The sequence below is a fragment of the Microbispora sp. NPDC046973 genome (assembly GCF_040644495.1).
Classification (GTDB): domain Bacteria; phylum Actinomycetota; class Actinomycetes; order Streptosporangiales; family Streptosporangiaceae; genus Microbispora.
Window position 1 is genome coordinate 144,688 of record NZ_JBEYWQ010000015.1, and the last position, 16,594, is coordinate 161,281.

Genomic DNA, 16,594 nt, shown 5'->3' on the forward strand with positions numbered 1-16,594 from the left:
TCGGGCAGGGGTTAGCCGGACGTGCCGGGGCAGGCCGTGCCCACCGCGAGGACGGACAGCGTCACCAGCCCTTCGAGCAGGCCGGCGCCCGCGCCGGCCCTGCCGTCGATCCTGCCGTCGGCCCTGAGCAGGGGCCGCTGGGCCGGGCACGGCGCCGGCTCCGCGGGAGCGGCGAGCCGGGGCGTGACGGGAGACGGCGTGGGCGTCGCGGTCACCGTGACGGTGACCGTGGGCACCGGAGTGGGCCTGGCGCCGGGCGTCTTCACCGGCGCGGGCGGTGCGGGGCTCACGGTCACACGCGGGCCGGCGATGGTCACGTGCTGGGTGATGTTGCACACCCGGGCGCGCCGGCACAGCGCGTTCTGCACGTTCGAGGAGCCGCCGGCGGTGTTGGTGGACGTGTGCTGGTAGCCGTGGTTGCGCGTGGCGCCGGCCACCGACAGCTTGTCTCCGGGCCGGTCCTGCGGATCCTTCCCCTGGGTGGTCGTGACGTTGCGCACCGCGCGATCGGCGCGGCCGTGCCCGTTGTCGGCGGCGGCCCCGAGCGGGGCGACGCCGGTGAAGAACGCGGTCGAAGCCGAAGTTCCGGCGAGAAGGAGACCGGCGATCCTGCCGGTGAGAAACGTCCCGCCGCCGCGCCGACAAGTCATTCGCCGCCCCCTGTTCGGATCAGACGCCTGGTTGCATCAGACGCTGCGTGATAAAGACGAGCCCCGGGCCAAAGCGATCCGCCAATGCGAATCGCTTCGCGAGCGTACTCACCGAGGGAGCGCCGATCGTGTGTCCCGCGCCTCTATGGCGGCTTATTACCCCATCATTGCCATACGTCCATCGAGATCCCGGGTTCAGTTCTTCCTGACGAGAGTGAGCCCGTCGGCGACGGTCAGGAGCACGCTCGTCACCCGGGAGTCGCGTGCGACGAGGTCGTTGAACTCCCGCATCGCGGGCACGTTGCCGCCGGCGGCGGGATCGGTGATGTCGCCGTGCTGGAGCGTGTTGTCGACGGCGATCAGGCCGCCGGACCTCAGCCGGGCCAGGACCTCCTCGTAGTAGACCGGGTAGCCCGCCTTGTCGGCGTCGATGAAGGCGAAGTCGAAGCTCTCGCCCGGCGGCATGGCCCGCAGCGTGTCCGCGGCCGGGCCGAGGCGCAGGTCGATGCGGTCGTCGACGCCCGCCTTCTCCCAGTAGCGGCGGGCCACCGCCGTCCACTCCTCGCTCACGTCGCAGGCGATCAGGCGCCCGTCGGCGGGCAGGCCCCTGGCGATGCAGATCGACGAGTAGCCGGTGAAGGTCCCGACCTCGACGGCGCTCCGGGCGCCGCTGAGCCGGACCAGCATGGTGAGCAGGGTGCCCTGCTCCGGGGCGATCTGCATGCTGATCCGGTCGCCCACCAGCCGGTGGGTCTCCATCACACTAGATCGTCGAACGCCCTGACCTGCGTGAACACTCTCCGACATCTCGTACTATGAGATCGATGTGCCAGAGGGTGACCGGCTGTGGCAGACTGCTCAGCACCATGTACTACGGTCTGCTCATTATCGGCAGGCGCGCCGGCTGAAGGACATCGCCGGCGCGCAGACCTCTCACGTCCGTGAGGGGTCTTTTTGTTTGGGCCGATAAGCGCGCGGCGAGACGCAACCCCGCGAAGGAGACACAGAGATGGCCGACGATCGTTTCCATGTGTACGACACGACGCTCCGCGACGGCGCCCAGCAGGAGGGGCTGAACCTCACGGTCGCCGACAAGCTGGCCATCGCACGTCACCTGGACGGCCTCGGCGTCGGCTTCATCGAGGGCGGCTGGCCGGGCGCGAACCCCAAGGACACCGAGTTCTTCCGGCGGGCTCAGACGGAGCTCGACCTGAAGCACGCGCAGCTCGCAGCGTTCGGCGCGACCCGCCGGGCGAACGTGAAGGCCGCCGACGACCCTCTGGTGGCCGCGCTGCGCGAATCCGGCGCGCCGATCGTGACGCTCGTGGCCAAGAGCCACGACCGCCACGTGGAACTGGCCCTCCGCACCACCCTGGAGGAGAACCTCGCGATGATCCGCGACACGGTCTCCCACCTGACCGCGGAGGGCCAGCGCGTCTTCCTCGACGCCGAGCACTTCTTCGACGGCTACCGCTCCAACCCCGCGTACGCGCTGGAGGTGCTGCGCACGGCCGCGGAGGCCGGGGCGTCGGTGGTCGCGCTGTGCGACACCAACGGCGGCATGCTGCCCGACGAGCTGGCCGACGTGGTGCACGAGGCGGCCGGCACCGGGGCCCGCATCGGCATCCACTGCCACGACGACACCGGCTGCGCGGTCGCCAACACGCTGGCCGCGGTGAAGGCCGGCGCCACGCACGTGCAGGGCTGCGCCAACGGCTACGGCGAGCGCTCCGGCAACGCCAACCTGTTCACGGTGGTGGCCAACCTCCAGCTCAAGCGGGGATTCGACCTCGTGCCGCCGCAGTCGCTGCGCGAGATGACCCGCATCGCCCACGCGATCACCGAGGTCACCAACGTCACGCCGAACTCCCACCAGCCGTACGTCGGGACGTCGGCCTTCGCCCACAAGGCGGGCCTGCACGCGTCGGCGATCAAGGTGGACCCGAACCTCTACCAGCACATCGACCCCGCCGAGGTCGGCAACGACATGCGCATGCTGGTCTCCGACATGGCCGGCCGCGCCTCGGTCGAGCTGAAGGGCCGCGAGCTGGGTTACGAGCTCACCGGTGAGCAGTCCAGGCGGCTGGTCGAGCGGGTCAAGGACCTGGAGGCCAGGGGGCACACGTTCGAGGCCGCCGACGCGTCGTTCGAGCTGCTGCTGCGCGACACGGTCGACGGCGAGCACCGGCGCTACTTCACGGTCGAGTCGTGGCGGGTGATCGTCGAGCGCCGCCCCGGCGGCGACGTGGTCAGCGAGGCGACCGTCAAGCTCCACGCGAAGGGCGAGCGGATCATCGCGACCGGTGAGGGGAACGGCCCGGTCAACGCGCTCGACAGGGCGGTGCGGCTGGCGCTGGAGAAGCTCTACCCTGAGCTGGCGGGGGTCGAGCTCATCGACTTCAAGGTCCGCATCCTGGAGGGCACGCACGGCACGGACGCGGTGACCCGCGTGCTGATCACCTCGAGCGACGCTACCGGCGAGTGGGCCACGGTCGGGGTGGGCGAGAACGTCATCGAGGCGTCCTGGCAGGCGCTGGAGCAGGCGGTGACGTACGGCCTGCTGCGGGCGGGACACAGCGCCTGACCAGCCGTGGAACCCCTCGGAGGGTGGTACGAGTGGTGCTCACGTTGCGCTCGTGGATGTTGTGGTTTTAGTGACATTTAGTCTAGTTGGTGCTTAGATAGGCGAAGCTCCTGAGGCGGTCTTCGCCACGATCGGCGACCCCGGCCGCGGTTCCAGCCTCAGCGCCCCGCTCTGGCTCAACGGAGGGTGAAGGCAAGAAGTATCTGCGCACCGAACCCTTGCTGTCGCGGCGCCTGCCGTCGGCTTCTGATCTTCTAATCGGAGGCGGCCGGTGCCGTGGGAGCCGAGCGACCGACTGTCACCATGACCAGCCACGTGACTGCGTGGAGTCCGAAAACTTTCGGCCCGCAGTCATCCCCCTCGCTGGTGCACCCGGAATGGGAGGGTCCTGTGATCACCTCGCCGTCTTACTATGACCAGATCGGCGGCGCACCAGTGGTGCGCGACGTCGTCGAGAGCTTCTACGAGCGCGTGCTCGGTGACGACGATCTGAAGCCGTACTTCACCGGTATCGACATGCCCAGGCTGAAGCGGCACATGGTCATGCTGCTGTGCTCGGTCCTCGGCGGCCCCGAGCCGTACGAGGGCCGTGACCTGGGCGAGGCCCACGCCGGTATGGGCATCACCTCGCAGCACTACGACAAGGTGGGCGAGCATCTTTTCGCGGTCCTGCAGGCAGGCGGCGTGGGTGAGGACATCCTGCGCGACGTCGGCCTCGTCCTCGGCAAGGTGAAGTCGTCCATCGTCGCCGAGCCCGTGGAAACGGCCGACTGAGTGGATACGCAGGCTCTCAAGGACAGCTGGCACCTTGTTTCCCGTTCGGGCGACCAGGTGCCGCTGTACTTCTACTCGGTTCTCTTCCTGATGAATCCGGACGTGCGGGACATGTTCCCGGTGTCGATGGCGCGCCAGCGCGACAAGCTCGTGGCCGCGCTGGGGAGGGTCATCAGCAACGTCGACCGGATCGAGGAGGTCGTCCCGGTCCTGCAGCAGCTCGGCCGCGACCACCGCAAGTTCGCGGTGACCGCGACGCACTACCCCGCCGTCGGCCAGGCGCTGCTCGCCACGCTCGAGCACTTCCTGGGCGATCGGTGGACCCCTCAGCTCGCGCACGACTGGACGCAGGCGTACAACCTGGTCGCCCAGGTGATGGTGGAGGCCGCCAACGACGCGTCGAAGACCTCCCCGCCCTGGTGGGAGGCCGAGATCGTCGGCCACGAGATGCGCACTCTGGGCATCGCCGTCATCCGTGCCCGGCTGAACTACCAGTATCCCTTCCGGCCGGGCCAGTCGGCGTCGATCTCCTACGCCATGCGCCCGCGCATCTGGCGGTTCTACTCGTTCGCCAACGCGCCGCGTCAGGACAACACCATCGACCTGCACGTCCGCATGGTCGACGGCGGCGTGCTCAGCTCCGCGCTCGTCATGGGCGCGCGGCGGGGCGACCTGCTCCGGGTGGGCGCGGCGGTGGGGGAACGGCTGACGCTCACCCCGGACGTCCAGGGCGACCTGCTCATGATCGCGGGCGGCACCGGCCTCGCGCCGCTCAAGGCACTCGTGGAGCAGATCGCCTACGAGGGCCCGACGCGCAGGGTGGACCTCGTCGTCGGCGCCCGGAACTCCAGGGAACTGTACGACTACGAGGCGCTGGCCAAGATGGCCGCCGAGCACCCCTGGCTCAACGTCGTGCCGGTCGTCTCCCACGACCCCTTCTATCGGGGCACCCGCGGCTACGCCGTGGACGTCGCGCTGCAGGGATGGCGTGGCCAGCACGTCTACGTCTGCGGCTCGGAGGAGATGGCGCAGGCCACCGTCGGACGGCTGCTGGACGCCGGCGTGCCCACCGAGCAGATCCACTTCGACGAGTTCACGAGCGACAAAGGTCGGGAGTCATGACGGCAGAGACGTCTTGGGGCAACCCCGCGGCCGAGCGCCAGCCCCTCACCCCGGATCGGGTACGCAAGCAGGAGTTCACGCGCACATCGCTCGGGCGCCGCGGCTACAGCGAGGACGAGGTGCGCTCGTTCCTCTACCGCGTGGCGGAGGACATGGCGGCCAGCGACAAGGAGAAGGCCGACCTGCGGGCGTACATCGACCGCATGAAGCAGTGGTACAAGGAACACGGCATGAACCCCGAGCAGGCCGCCGCGTCCCAGAGCCCGAACGTCGACGCCATCAACATCCTGTCCCGCGCCCAGCAGACCGCCGACGCGCAGATCGCGGAGGCGGAGGACTACGCGCGGCGCATCGTGAGCCAGGCCCGCCAGCAGTACGAGGAACTCCTGCTGGAGGCGCAGCGGCAGGCGGAGGAGGCGGCCAACCAGGCGGTCGGCGCCTACCGCGCCTCGGGCAACGGGCTGCAGAGCGCCGAGGCCGAGGAGCTGGAGCGCAGGATCGCCTACCTGCGTACGTTCGCGGACGTCACGCAGGTGCAGTTGCGGGCGGTCCTGGAGGGACTGGCCCACGAGGTCGACAAGCTCGGCCACGTGCCGGACCACGCCAAGCAACTCGCGGGCGGCTCCCTGGCGGGCGGCTCTCCGTCACCCTCGGTGTACGGATAACCGCCCGCCACCCTCCTGCCGGGGGAGGAGGTCTACGACAGAGTGCCGGAAGAGCTCGCGCGCAGCGTGACCGAACCGGCCGGGGTGTGAACGGTCAGAGTGCGTCCTGAGCAGCTGACCTCCGGCCGGTCGGTTCCGGGCACCACGACGGTCAGCAACGACTCCGCCACGGGCGAGACGATCACCGGAGCCGGCTCCTTGCGCATGTAGCCCGGCGAGATCCAGCCCTGGTAGGGCGAGGTCTGCCCGCGCACCACCCGCTGGCCGCCGGCGGGCTTGCACGACGGCATCGCGAGCTGGACGATCGACGCCTTCCACCCGCCGTCGCCCACCACGACCTGGCCGCCGGAGTCGGAGACGACCTTCAGCCCGGGATCGAGGTGCCACAGGTTCCGCAGCTTCCCGCCGCCGCTGTCGAGCACCGCCATCACGTCCTCGCGGTGGTTCACCAGCACCGACCGCTTGCGCGGCACGCCGTACGCCCTGTCGGTGAACGTGAACGTCTGCCGGTCCTTGTGCACGGATTTGGCGACCAGCGCCGTGGGGGTGTGCCCGCGGAACTTCCTGCCCACGAGGATCGGCACGTTGTGGGCCTCCGGGCTGAGCGTCCACCGCCGATAGGGGGTGTTCTCGTACGAGACGAAGCCCGCCTCGGTGAGGATCGAGCGGCCCTGGGCGTAGTAGGTCACGCCCATGTGGTCCTCGTGGCCGTGGAACTTCAGCGCCGGCCCGAAGCGGATCGAGTAGTAGGCCGACTTGGGGTCGTTCCAGGCGGTGCGGCCGAAGACGTATCCGGCGTCGAAGACCTGCACGGTCGAGTCGGCGTGGTCGAAGGCGGCCGGCTGGACGTCGGCGGGACCGTCGCCGATCGGCACCATGTAGCCGTTGGGCTGGGTGGCGGCGCTGATGTGCCGCGGCAGGCTCTCCCAGCGGGTGGCCAGCGCCGCGGGGACCTTCATCCTGCAGTCCTTGATCGTGTCGACCGCCACCCTGAGCCGGTCGTGCACGTAGATGGCGTAACGCGGCGCCTGCTCGCGCAGCGCGCCCTGCCCGTCGATGTCGAGCTTCATCGACTTCACCATGCGGCTCACCGCGAGGTTCTTCCACTTCGGGTTCCCGTAGCGGCAGCCGATGCGCAGCAGGCCGATGTCCTGGTCGAGCCCGTGGTTGTGGCCGAGCTCGTAGTTCTTGGGGTTCGACAGCAGCTTCGCGTGCAGGGCCAGGCTGTTCTTCAGCCAGTCGGCCTTCACGTACCTGCTCAGGCACACCAGGGCCGGGGCGCGCAGCGCGATCGGGTGCTCGGCCCAGGCGTACGGGCTGGTCGTGCGCCCGCCGTACGGGTTGTCCCCGACCCAGTCCTTGGCGATCTCCACGGCCCGGCCGAGGTAGTCCTCCTCGCCGGTCGCCTCGTAGTCGGCCACGAGCCGGCCCATCCACCGCAGCGACTGGAACACCATCTGCCAGGACCTGTTCTTGTACGGGTCCATACGCCAGTCGACGTCCTTGCCGACCGTGACCGCGGGCAGGCCGAGGAAGGACAGCTTGCCGCTCATGACGTCGCCGGAGGTGGGGGTGGCGGGCAGCCAGTCCCCCTGGCACTCCGGAGTGCGGTGCGGGGCCCGCGCCTGGGCGGGCGCGGCCATGGTGAGCGCGGTCAGCGGGAGAACGGCCACCAGGGAGAGGGCTGAGAGGCGGCGGAACACGCCGGATTCCTTCCGAGATCGAATGGGAGCCGCTCATGCTGTCCGAATTCTGGCGATCTGGTCAAGTCACTCTGGTTACAAGTGCACAACTGCTCACAAATGGCATGCCGGTCCCGGTCAGGCGCGGGCGGGCGCGGTGCTCTCCCAGATGCTCGGACGGGCGAGCGGGACTCCGGCCGCCACGGCGTCGATCCACTCGCCGGTGGTGGTCACCGCGGCGAAGTTCGACTGCATGACGACCAGGACGTTCTCGTGCACCTGCCGGGCGGACAGTGCTCCGGCGGCGTTCGCCAGCGGCACGGTCCCGGTGGCGTCGGACAGGAACTCGACCGCGAAGCCGAGATGGAAGGCGTCCCTGGCGGTCGACTCGTCGCAGTTCTGGGTCATGTAGCCCACGATCGCGACCGTGTCGATCCCGTCGAGTCTTCCGGCCAGGCCGGTCCCGTGGAAGGCCGACGCCTTGGTCTTGTCCACCAGGTGCGCGTACGGCCGGGCCGCGACCTCCTCGCGCAGTTCCCAGCCGTGCGAGCCCTCCGCGAACAGCGGTGAGGCGGCGGGGGCGGTGTGCCGCACCACGATCACCGGGATGCCGTGCCGCTCCGCGGCGTCCATCGCCCGCAGGATCGCCGCCAAGCTCTCCTCCCGGGGCGGATGGGCGATGGGCAGGTTGCCGGTGAAGTACTCGTTCTGGACGTCGATGACGATCAGTGCTCGGTTCATGGATACGAGGGTGGCGTGGCCGGCCGTACGGGTGTGAGAGCGGCCTCAGCCATCCACCGAGGGATTCCGGCCGAACGACTGGCGGTAGGCGGCGGGGGAGACGCCGACCAGCCGCCGGAAGTGCGGGCGCAGCGCGACCGCGGAGGCGAAGCCGCAGCGCCGGGCGACCTGCTCGACCGGCAGGTCGCCCGTCTCCAGCAGCCGCTGTGCGTGCAGCACCCGCTGGTGCAGCACCCAGCGGGCCGGGGAGGTGCCCGTGGCCTCCCGGAACCGCCGGTCGAACGTGCGGCGGCTCATGAGCGCGCGGGCCGCCAGCGCGTCCGCGCCGAGCGGCCGGTCGAGGTGGCGCACCGCCCAGTCCAGCGCCGCGCCCAGCGGGTCGTCCGCCGCGGGGCCGGGCACGGGATGCTCCACGAACTGGGCCTGGCCGCCCGCCCGATGGGGCGCGACGACCATCCGGCGGGCGATCGCGGTCGCCGCGTCCGCGCCGAACTCCCTGCGCACCAGGTGCAGGCACAGGTCGATGCCGCCCGCGCTGCCCGCGCTGGTCAGGATCCTGCCCTCGTCCACGTAGAGATCGTCCGCGCGCACCGACACGTCCGGGTGGAGGCGGGCGAGCAGCCCGGCGTACGCCCAGTGGGTGCTCGCGGCCCGGTTCCCCAGCAGCCCCGCGGCGGCCAGCACGAACGTGCCCAGGCACAGCCCCGCGACGATCGCGCCGTGCTCGTGGGCGGCCCGCAGCGCGTCCAGGGCGGGGGCGGGCGGCGGCTCGTCCGGCGGACGGCGGTAGGTCGGCACGATCACCAGGTCGGATCCCGCCACCGCGTCCAGCCCGTGGGGTGTGGCCAGGCGGACCCCGGCGTTCGTCCGCACCTCGGAGCCGCCGTCCCCGCCGATCACCCGCACGTCGAAGGGCGGCAGGCCGGGCCGGTCCTCCCCGAAGACCGAGATCGGCACGGCGGACTCGAACATCGGGGTCCGGTCGAACAGCACGACCGCCACCCGGTGGAACGTCATGGCCGGAATGCTATTGCGCGGCATGACGGAGCCCGTCTGTGGCCCGAATCGTGTGGGAAGTGGCCGTACGGCCGCTCGTGTCCGGGCCTCCCGCTCTGCCAGCCTGGGGCCATGCCAGCTCCGTTCTCAACGACGTTCCCCGAGACGCCCGCCGCGGCGGCCGCGCTCGCCGTCGCGACTCGCTTCTGCCCGCCCGCGCTGCTCAACCACTCGATCAGGTCCTACCTGTGGGGCGCCGGGTACGCCCGGGCGCACGGGATCGGCTTCGACGACGAGCTGTACTACGTGTCCTCCCTGCTCCACGACATCGGGCTGACCGAGACCTTCGACAGCCACACGGTGCCGTTCGAGGAGGCGGGTGGACGTCTCGCCTGGGTCTTCGGCATGTCCGCCGGATGGCCGGCCGACAGATCCGCGCGGGCCGAGGAGATCATCGTCGTCCACATGCGCGACCCGGTCGCCGCGTCCGAGGACCCGGAGTCGCACCTGCTGCAGGTGGCCACGTCGTGGGACGTGTCGGGACAACGGCCCGAGGAGTTTCCCGCTGACGCCCGGGCCTCCGTGCTCGCGCGGCATCCCCGGCTCGGGTTCCGCGCGGAGTTCCTCGCCGTCTTCGAGGAGCAGGCGCGGCGCAAGCCGGGCTGCTCGGCGGCCTGGGCCGTCACGGACGGCATCGGCGCCCGGATCGCCGCCAACCCGCTCGACACCTGAGCCGCCGACCGGCCCCGGGCGGTGCGTGACCGGGGCCGGCGCGTCTTCGACGGGTCCGGCTCAGCCCTCCTGCTTGGGGCCGATGCTCTCCACGACCTCGAACGTCCACAGCTCGGAGTCGGATGCGGCCGGGCCGCCTTGCCCGTGACCGTGACCGTGACCCTGCCCGTGTCCGTGGCCCTGAGCCTGGCCCTGCGCGGCGGCCTCGGCGGCGGCCCGCGCGTGTCCCGCCTGGAAGGCCCGGCTCTCCTGCCAGCGCCGGAAGTCCTCCTCGCTGCGCCAGCGGGTGTAGACGAGGTAACGGTCGCTGCCCTCCACCGGCCGCAGCAGCTCGAACCACTCGAACCCGTCGGCCGACTCCACCATCCCGGCCCGGTTGGCGAACCGCTTCTCCAGTTCGCGCCGCATCTCCTCGGGCACCGTCAGCACGTTGATCTTCACGACCGAAGGCACATCGACTCCCCGTACGCTTGACTCCCGCTGATACCAGACCACCTTACGTACGCCCACCCGGCGTCCCCCACTAGGCTCGTGACGTGCGTATCGCGAGGTTCTCGATGGGCGACCAGGTCGCCTTCGGCGTGGTGGAAGAGGACGGGCAGGTCATCGCCCGCGTCGGTGGCCACCCCTTCCACGGGGTGGAGTTCACCGGCGAGCGGTTCCCGGTGGCCGAGGTCCGCCTGGTCGCCCCCATGCTGCCCAGCAAGATCATCGCTATCGGCAAGAACTACGCCGACCACGCCAGGGAGATGGGCGGCGAGCCCCCGGCGGAGCCGGTCGTGTTCCTCAAGCCCAACACGACCGTGATCGGGCCGTCGGAGGCGATCGCCTACCCGGGGAAGCTGTCGGAGCGGGTCGACTACGAGGGCGAACTGGCCGTGGTGATCGGCCGGCTGTGCCGTGACGTGCCCGCCGAGCGCGCGGGCGAGGTCGTCTTCGGATACACCTGCGCCAACGACGTGACCGCACGCGACCTGCAGGCCAGGGACGGCCAGTGGACGAGGGCCAAGGGCTTCGACACCTTCTGCCCGCTCGGTCCCTGGATCGAGACCGAGCTCGACCCGGCCGACCTGGCGATCACCACCACGCTCAACGGTGAGGTCAGGCAGAGCGCCCGCACCTCCCTCCTGCTGCACGACGTCCCCGCGCTCATCGCGTACGTGAGCGCGGTCATGACCCTGCTGCCCGGCGACGTCATCCTGACCGGCACGCCCGCCGGGGTGGGCCCGATGTCCGTGGGCGACGAGGTCGGCGTCTCCATCGAAGGAATCGGAACTCTCACTAACCGGGTGATCTCACGTGACTAGGGTGCGCTTCGCCCCTTCGCCCACCGGCATGTTCCACGTCGGCGGCGCCCGCTCGGCGCTGTTCAACTGGGCGATCGCCGAGCAGTCCGGCGGCACGTTCGTGCTGCGCATCGAGGACACGGACGCGGCACGCAACCGGCCCGAGTGGACCGAGGGCATCATCTCGGCCCTCGCCTGGATCGGCATCAACGGCGACTCGCCGCACTTCGAGGGGCCCTACTTCCAGTCCGCCTACGAGCAGCAGCACCGCGAGGCCGCGGCCAAGCTGCTCAAGGACGGCAAGGCCTACCACTGCACCTGCACGCGCGACGACGTGAAGGCCAGGACCGGCTCGGAGCACCAGGGCTACGACGGCCACTGCCGCGACCGCGGCCTGACCGAGGGCGCCGTGCGGTTCCGTACGCCCGACGAGGGCGTGACGGTCGTGGACGACAAGGTCCGCGGGCGGGTGGAGTTCCCCAACTCGGCGATGGAGGACTTCGTCATCGTCCGCGGGGACGGCTCGCCGCTGTTCATCCTCGCCAACGTCGTGGACGACATGGAGATGCGCATCAGCCATGTCGTACGGGCCGAGGAGCACCTGTCGAACACGCCCAAGCAGCAACTGCTGTGGAAGGCGCTCGGCGCGGAGCCGCCGGTCTGGGCGCACGTGCCGGTGATCGTCAACGAGAAGCGGCAGAAGCTGTCCAAGCGCCGCGACAAGGTCGCCCTGGAGTCCTACCGCGACGAGGGCTACCTTGCCGAGGCGATGGTCAACTACCTCATGCTGCTCGGCTGGGGGCCCGGCGACGACCGCGAGATCATGCCGTGGTCGGAGATGATGCCGCTGTTCCGGCTGGAGGACGTGAACCAGGCGCCGGCGTTCTTCGACGAGAAGAAGCTGCGGGCCTTCAACGGGGAGTACATCCGGGCGCTGCCCCGCGAGGTGTTCGTCGCCCGCTGCGAGCCGTGGCTCGATCCGTCCTGGGACCGCTCGGTGTTCGACCGCGTGGCCGACCTGGTGCAGACCCGGGTCGCCGTGCTGTCGGAGGTCACCGCCAACGTCGACTTCCTGTTCCTCGACGAGCCCGTCTTCGACCAGGCGTCCTGGGACAAGGCGATGAAGGCGGGGGCGGCCGAGATCCTGGCCGGGTACGCCGAGCGACTGGAGACGGTCAGCTGGGACCCCGACTCGCTCAAGACGGCCCTGGAGGAGGTCGGCCTCGCCCACGGGCTCAAGCTCGGCAAGGCGCAGGCCCCCGTCCGCGTGGCGATCACCGGCCGGACCGTGGGCCTGCCGCTGTTCGAGTCGATCGAGGTGCTCGGCCGCGAGCGCTCGCTCGACCGGGTGCGCGCGGCCCTCGCCAGGCTGGCCTGAGCAGGCCGAGCGACAGCGCGGCGCCGGCGGCCATGGCCAGCCAGACTCCCGTGGTGCCCATCCGGGAGCCGAGCAGGAAAGCCAGAGGCAACTGGACGGCGAAGCCCGCCAGCGTGGCCGCGAGCAGGCCGGCGCCCCGCCCGCCGGCCTGCAGCGCGCCGCCGACGGCGATCAGCCCGCCGAAGGGCACGAGGTAGAGCGGCATGCAGCGCAGGAACCACACGGCCTCCGCGGCCACCGCGGGGTCGGCGGTGAACGGGCCCACGGCCGCCGGGGCGAGCGCGTTCAGCACGAGCGAGGCGGCCAGCCCCGCGGCCAGGCCGTACCGCAACGCCTGAACCGCGTGATCGCGCCGTGAAGACGGGTCGTCCGCCTCGCCGGCCCGCGAGGTGCGGATCATCGCCGCCTGGCGGAGGGCGTAGAAGGACATCACCCCGGCCATCATGATCTTCAGGCCGATGCCGTAGCCGGCGAGCGCGGCCACGCCGTGCCGGCCGACGATGCCGGCCAGCGCCATGCCCACCAGGGCGCGCGCGAGGAAGTCGCCGGACATGGGCAGCCCGGTGCGCAGGATCGCCGCCGCGTCCGCGCGGCCGGGCGAGACCTTCTCCGTCCCCCTCTCCTTGGGCAGCCGCCGGGCGAGCAGGAGGGCGGACACGGCCAGCGTGGCCAGGCGGGCCGCCACGGTCGCCAGCGCGGCTCCCCGGACGCCCAGGCCGAGCCCGTAGATCAGCAGCGGGTCCAGGCCGATCACCAGCGCGTTGCACAGCAGGGCGGTCCGCATCGGCGTCCGAGTGTCGCCGAGGCCCTTGAAGATCCCGTCGACGAGGTTCTGGGCGAAGAAGACGGGGATCCCGGCGAACGCCACCGCGTAGTAGCCCGCGGTCAGCCCCACCGTGACGGGGTCGTCGGTGAACAGGCGGGCGACCGGCTCGCGCAGCAGCACGCCGGGCACCGCCACGGCCAGGGCGAAGACGCCCAGCAGCAGCCAGGCCGTACGGACGACCGGGGTCAGCGGCGCGCGGCCGTCCCGCCGTCCGATCAGGACCGTCGTGCCCGTTCCGACACAGAGGATCACGCCGAGGGCGAGGTTCTCGGTCGTGGTCGCGACCGTGACCGCGGCGACGGCTTCGCTGCCGAGGCCGGACACCCACAGCGTGTCGATCAGGCCGACGGCGACGACGGCCGTCAGGAGTTCGACGTAGACGGGCAGGGCGAGCCTGGTCAGACTCATGCGTTCACCTCGAATCGAGCTATGTCGATTAGAGGTATAGCGATACGATGCCGCCGTGGCAAGCGGTGACCTGGCCTTGACGATCCTCGGTTTCCTCGACGAGGAGCCCATGCACGGATACGAGCTCAAGCAGCGGATCGCCGGGCTGAGCGGGCACGTCCGGCCGGTCAGCGACGGCGCGCTCTACCCGGCGATCGCCCGGATGGAGGCGGCCGGCCTCCTGGAGCGGCACGAGGAGGAGGGCTCCGGCGCCGCCCGGCGCCAGGTGCTCTCGATCACCGCGCGGGGCCGGGAGGAACTGCTCAGGCGGCTGCGCGAGCCGTCGGACGTCGAGATCAGCGACCAGGCGAGGTTCTTCACGTTGCTGGCGTTCCTGTCCCGGCTGCCCGACGCCGAGGACCAGGCGCGGGTGCTGCGCCGGCGCCTGGCCTTCCTGGAGACGCCGGCGAGCTTCTTCTACCGCGGCGGACGGCCCCTGAGGGCCGAGGAGACGCCCGATCCCTTCCGCCGCGGCATGATGCTCGTCGCCCGGGCCGTGACCGCCGCGGAGAAGGACTGGCTCAGGCAGGCCATCTCCGCGCTCACCCGGTCGTGATCGTCACAGCAGTCCGCGGCGGTCCAGCAGGGGCGTGATCTCCGGGTCGCGGCCGCGGAAGTCGCGGAACGCCGTCATCGAGTCGACGCTGCCGCCCCGCGACAGCAGGGCCCGGCGGAAGGTGTCGCCGTTCTCCCGGCGCAGCCCGCCGTTCTCGTTGAACCACTCGACGGTGTCGGCGTCGAGGACCTCGCTCCAGATGTAGGAGTAGTAGCCCGCGCTGTAGCCGCTCGCCCAGATGTGGGCGAAGTACGTGCTGCGGTATCGCGGCGGGACGGCCGGCAGGTCCACCCCGGCCTCTCGCAGCGCCCGCCTCTCGAACTCCTCCACGTCCTCCTCGCCGTCGTACGCCGTGTGCCACGCCCAGTCGAGCAGGGTGGCGGCCAGGTACTCCAGCGTGGCGAAGCCCTGGTTGAACTTCTGCGTCTCCAGCATCCGGTCGACGAGGTCCTGCGGCATCGGCTCGCCCGTCTCGTGGTGCCTGGCGTACTCGGCCAGGATCTCCGGATGGGTCGCCCACATCTCGTTCACCTGCGAGGGGTACTCGACGAAGTCGCGCGGCACGGCCGTGCCGGAGAACCGGGGGTAGCGCACGTCGGAGAACAACCCGTGCAGCGCGTGCCCGAACTCGTGGAACATCGTGTTGACCTCGTCGAACGTCATCAGGGTCGGCTCGCCCTTGACGATGTTGAGGTTGTTGACCACCACGGGCCTGGTGCCCTCCAGGCCCGACTGCCTCACCAGGCTGTTCATCCACGCCCCGCCCCGCTTGGAGGCCCTGGCGTGGAAGTCGCCGAGGAACAGGCCAAGCGGGGAGCCGTCCTCGTCGCGCACCTCGAAGACCCGCACCTCGGGGTGGTAGCCGTACAGGTCGGAGCGCTCGTGGAAGGTCACGCCGTACAGGCGCGACGCCGCGTTGAAGACGCCCTTCTCCAGCACGGTGTTCAGCTCGAAGTACGGCCGCATGCGCCGGCTGTCGATGTCGTAGCGGGCCTTGCGCACCTTCTCGGAGTAGAACGCCCAGTCCCACGGCTGGATCGGGTGGCCGGCGATCTCCTCCAGATCCGCCTGTTCCTTGCGCGCGTTGGCCACGGCGGGCGGCACGAGCCGGTCGAGCATCTCGGTGACCGCCCGGGTCGTGCCCGCCGTCTGGTCGGCCAGGACGTACTCCGCGTGGTTCTCGTAGCCCAGCAGCCGGGCGCGCTCCCGGCGCAGGACCGCGATCTCCTTGATCAGTTCGGCGTTCGCCGCGCCCCGCCCGACCGAGGCCCGGTGGATCCGCTCGCGCAGGGACCTGTTGGTCAGCTCGGCCAGGGTGGGCTGGCCGGTGGGCAGGACCAGCGTGATCAGATACTTGCCCTCCAGCCCGCGCTCCCTGGCCTGCTCGGCGAGTCCATGGATCGCGTCCTGCGACAGCCCGTCGAGCTCGGCCACGTCCTCGACCACCACCGCCCGCTCGTTGGTGTCGGCGAGCAGGTTCTGCTGGAACGCGGTCCCCAGGGCCGACAGCCGCTCGTTGATCTCCCTGAGCCTGGCCTGGTCCTGCGCGCCCAGCGTGGCGCCCGCACGGGTGAAGTCGGTGAGGTAGCGCTTCAGCAGCCACCGCTGCTCCTCGTCGGACGCCTCGACCGCCTGGATGCGCGCGAAGAGCTCGGCGTTGAGGTGGATCGCGTCGGCGTGCTTGGCGAGCTTCGGCGTGACGTCCTTCTGGATCTCCTGCACACCGGGCGTCGTGTCGGAGGACGCCTGGTTGAAGAACACCGCGGAGACCCGCTCGAGCAGGGCGCCGGACCTCTCCAGCGCCTCGATGGTGTTCTCGAAGGTCGGGGGCTCCGGGTTCTCGGCGATCGCCTCGACCTCGGCGATCTGCTCGGCCATGCCCTGCTCGAACGCCGGCGCGTAGTGCTCCTCCCTGATCTCCTGGAAGGGGGGCAGCCCGTAGGGAAGGGTGCTCGGGCTGAGGAAGGGGTTCGCGGCCGAGGTCATGGCTGGCGGCTCCTCACGTGGTGCTGGCGTTTCTCCCAGCCTCGCACAGGCGGACCCGGCCCTGCGCCCGGGAGGATCGGGCCCTTCGTACGGAGGGGATCGGACCCTTCGCGCGGGGGATCGGATCACGAGATCACGAGGCGCGCCGCAATCGTTTTGGTAGTGGGTC

General features: G+C 70.7%; 16 protein-coding genes. 8 read left to right on the top strand and 8 right to left on the bottom strand.

Translation table 11 applies throughout. The features are described 5' to 3' along the window. Positions 1–11: 11 nt before the first annotated feature. Positions 12–650 carry a hypothetical protein gene (locus tag ABZ860_RS26010; protein ID WP_357224762.1) on the bottom strand — a complete coding sequence of 213 codons (639 nt, stop codon included), beginning with the start codon at positions 648–650 and terminating at the stop codon, positions 12–14. 195 nt (positions 651–845) lie between these two features. Continuing rightward, positions 846–1,409, bottom strand: coding sequence for a class I SAM-dependent methyltransferase (locus ABZ860_RS26015; RefSeq protein WP_357224764.1), 564 nt, complete (start codon positions 1,407–1,409; stop codon positions 846–848). A gap of 250 nt (positions 1,410–1,659) precedes the next feature. On the opposite strand from ABZ860_RS26015, the gene cimA reads away from it, so the two are divergent. From cimA to ABZ860_RS26035, 4 genes are all read left to right on the top strand, one after another. Further along, positions 1,660–3,234 carry a citramalate synthase gene (gene cimA / locus ABZ860_RS26020; protein ID WP_357224766.1) on the top strand — a complete coding sequence of 525 codons (1,575 nt, stop codon included), beginning with the start codon at positions 1,660–1,662 and terminating at the stop codon, positions 3,232–3,234. 390 nt (positions 3,235–3,624) lie between these two features. Continuing rightward, positions 3,625–4,008, top strand: a complete 384-nt coding sequence (locus ABZ860_RS26025) for a group 1 truncated hemoglobin (protein WP_357224768.1) — start codon at positions 3,625–3,627, stop codon at positions 4,006–4,008. After that, positions 4,009–5,130: a globin domain-containing protein gene (locus tag ABZ860_RS26030; protein WP_357224771.1), complete on the top strand. Its 1,122-nt coding sequence runs from the start codon at positions 4,009–4,011 to the stop codon at positions 5,128–5,130. Next, positions 5,127–5,795 carry a DivIVA domain-containing protein gene (locus ABZ860_RS26035; protein ID WP_357224773.1) on the top strand — a complete coding sequence of 223 codons (669 nt, stop codon included), beginning with the start codon at positions 5,127–5,129 and terminating at the stop codon, positions 5,793–5,795. The genes ABZ860_RS26030 and ABZ860_RS26035 overlap by 4 nt, the downstream gene beginning before the upstream one ends. Before the next feature lie 32 nt (positions 5,796–5,827). On the opposite strand, the gene ABZ860_RS26040 is transcribed toward ABZ860_RS26035, so the two are convergent. The 3 genes from ABZ860_RS26040 to ABZ860_RS26050 all read right to left on the bottom strand — a co-directional run bounded on the left by ABZ860_RS26040 (position 5,828) and on the right by ABZ860_RS26050 (position 9,235). Beyond that, positions 5,828–7,498, bottom strand: coding sequence for a heparinase II/III family protein (locus ABZ860_RS26040; RefSeq protein ID WP_357224776.1), 1,671 nt, complete (start codon positions 7,496–7,498; stop codon positions 5,828–5,830). 117 nt (positions 7,499–7,615) lie between these two features. Beyond that, the gene (locus ABZ860_RS26045; protein WP_357224777.1) at positions 7,616–8,218 is read right to left on the bottom strand and encodes a cysteine hydrolase family protein; all 603 of its coding nucleotides are present in this window, start codon (positions 8,216–8,218) and stop codon (positions 7,616–7,618) included. Positions 8,219–8,263: 45 nt separating this feature from the next. Then, a complete protein-coding gene (locus tag ABZ860_RS26050; protein ID WP_357224780.1) occupies positions 8,264–9,235 on the bottom strand; it encodes a helix-turn-helix domain-containing protein in 972 nt (323 codons plus the stop codon). Positions 9,236–9,346: 111 nt separating this feature from the next. Between ABZ860_RS26050 and ABZ860_RS26055 the strand changes: the two genes are divergently transcribed. After that, a complete protein-coding gene (locus ABZ860_RS26055; protein WP_357224781.1) occupies positions 9,347–9,946 on the top strand; it encodes an HD domain-containing protein in 600 nt (199 codons plus the stop codon). Between the two features lie 60 nt (positions 9,947–10,006). On the opposite strand, the gene ABZ860_RS26060 is transcribed toward ABZ860_RS26055, so the two are convergent. After that, positions 10,007–10,399, bottom strand: a complete 393-nt coding sequence (locus ABZ860_RS26060; protein WP_357224784.1) for an antibiotic biosynthesis monooxygenase — start codon at positions 10,397–10,399, stop codon at positions 10,007–10,009. An 83-nt stretch (positions 10,400–10,482) separates the two neighbouring features. Here ABZ860_RS26060 and ABZ860_RS26065 point away from each other — a divergent pair, with 83 nt between their 5' ends. Both ABZ860_RS26065 and gltX read left to right on the top strand, forming a co-directional pair. Beyond that, positions 10,483–11,253 carry a fumarylacetoacetate hydrolase family protein gene (locus ABZ860_RS26065; protein ID WP_357224785.1) on the top strand — a complete coding sequence of 257 codons (771 nt, stop codon included), beginning with the start codon at positions 10,483–10,485 and terminating at the stop codon, positions 11,251–11,253. Next, a complete protein-coding gene (gene gltX / locus ABZ860_RS26070; RefSeq protein ID WP_357224787.1) occupies positions 11,246–12,610 on the top strand; it encodes a glutamate--tRNA ligase in 1,365 nt (454 codons plus the stop codon). Before ABZ860_RS26065 ends, gltX begins: the two co-directional genes overlap by 8 nt. Here gltX and ABZ860_RS26075 read toward each other — a convergent pair. Beyond that, entirely contained in the window at positions 12,507–13,844 is a 1,338-nt protein-coding gene (locus ABZ860_RS26075; RefSeq protein ID WP_357224788.1) for an MATE family efflux transporter, read from the bottom strand. The two genes, gltX and ABZ860_RS26075, sit on opposite strands and share 104 nt — an antisense overlap. Before the next feature lie 55 nt (positions 13,845–13,899). Between ABZ860_RS26075 and ABZ860_RS26080 the strand changes: the two genes are divergently transcribed. Beyond that, the gene (locus tag ABZ860_RS26080) at positions 13,900–14,439 is read left to right on the top strand and encodes a PadR family transcriptional regulator (protein WP_357224789.1); all 540 of its coding nucleotides are present in this window, start codon (positions 13,900–13,902) and stop codon (positions 14,437–14,439) included. Positions 14,440–14,442: 3 nt separating this feature from the next. On the opposite strand, the gene ABZ860_RS26085 is transcribed toward ABZ860_RS26080, so the two are convergent. After that, a complete protein-coding gene (locus tag ABZ860_RS26085) occupies positions 14,443–16,425 on the bottom strand; it encodes a M3 family metallopeptidase (protein WP_357224792.1) in 1,983 nt (660 codons plus the stop codon). Positions 16,426–16,594 lie beyond the last annotated feature (169 nt).

Coding starts and splice junctions, on each gene's coding strand:
- ABZ860_RS26045 (WP_357224777.1), bottom strand. CDS start 8,218: ATGAACCGAGCACTGATCGTCATCGACGTCCAGAACGAGTACTTCACC.
- ABZ860_RS26085 (WP_357224792.1), bottom strand. CDS start 16,425: ATGACCTCGGCCGCGAACCCCTTCCTCAGCCCGAGCACCCTTCCCTAC.
- ABZ860_RS26015 (WP_357224764.1), bottom strand. CDS start 1,409: ATGGAGACCCACCGGCTGGTGGGCGACCGGATCAGCATGCAGATCGCC.
- ABZ860_RS26035 (WP_357224773.1), top strand. CDS start 5,127: ATGACGGCAGAGACGTCTTGGGGCAACCCCGCGGCCGAGCGCCAGCCC.
- ABZ860_RS26050 (WP_357224780.1), bottom strand. CDS start 9,235: ATGACGTTCCACCGGGTGGCGGTCGTGCTGTTCGACCGGACCCCGATG.
- ABZ860_RS26055 (WP_357224781.1), top strand. CDS start 9,347: ATGCCAGCTCCGTTCTCAACGACGTTCCCCGAGACGCCCGCCGCGGCG.
- ABZ860_RS26010 (WP_357224762.1), bottom strand. CDS start 650: ATGACTTGTCGGCGCGGCGGCGGGACGTTTCTCACCGGCAGGATCGCC.
- ABZ860_RS26075 (WP_357224788.1), bottom strand. CDS start 13,844: ATGAGTCTGACCAGGCTCGCCCTGCCCGTCTACGTCGAACTCCTGACG.
- cimA (WP_357224766.1), top strand. CDS start 1,660: ATGGCCGACGATCGTTTCCATGTGTACGACACGACGCTCCGCGACGGC.